Annotated in this window: 1 pseudogene; it reads right to left on the bottom strand. The window is 36.0% G+C overall.

Annotated elements, in window-relative coordinates:
* Positions 1-716 (bottom strand): annotated as a pseudogene (locus EXE29_RS17360) (IS4 family transposase); the annotation flags it as partial.

Here is a 716-nt window from a genome sequence, read left to right as displayed (position 1 = left end):
ACTTTTTTTTGATCATGTTGCCATTCACCTGTTAAATAGCACCAACAGAAACCGATAGCTAGCACTGCTATCAATTTCTTGACTCGTCTAGGGTCTGTTAAACGAGTATTTTCAAGATTAAACCCGCGTCCTTTGAGACAACTGAATAAGGTTTCAATTTCCCAGCGTAATGCATAATCCTGAATAGAATTGGCATTAAACTGAGGAGAAACGACGAGTAAAAGTTCTCCATTTTCTAACTGTAGTGCACTTATATATAGTTTCACTCGACCAACCAAAATCCGTCGTTTACGACATTCAATTTGACCAACTTGAAGATGGCGAAATAAATCACTGATTTTATGATTCTTTCCTAAATGATTGGTGACAATAAAGTTTTTTTAACACGAATGCAGAAGTTGATGTCTTGTTCAATTAACCATGTAAACCACTGCTCACCGATAAACTCTCTGTCTGCGAACACATTCACAATACGGTCTTTACCAAAAATGGAGATAAAGCGTTGAATCAAAGCAATACGCTCTTTTGTATCTGAATTTCCACGTTTATTAAGTAATGTCCAAACGATAGGTATCGCTATTCCACGATAAACGATCGCGAGCATCAGGATATTAATATTTCGTTTTCCCCATTTCCAATTGGTTCTATCTAAAGTCAGTTGCACTTTGTCGAATGAAAATATATTGAAAATCAACTGAGAAATTTGACGATAATCG

The sequence above is a fragment of the Acinetobacter sp. WCHAc060006 genome (assembly GCF_004209135.1).
Taxonomy (GTDB): domain Bacteria; phylum Pseudomonadota; class Gammaproteobacteria; order Pseudomonadales; family Moraxellaceae; genus Acinetobacter; species Acinetobacter cumulans.
Note: the sequence above shows the minus strand (reverse complement) of the source record. Positions and strands in the feature narration are given on the sequence as shown.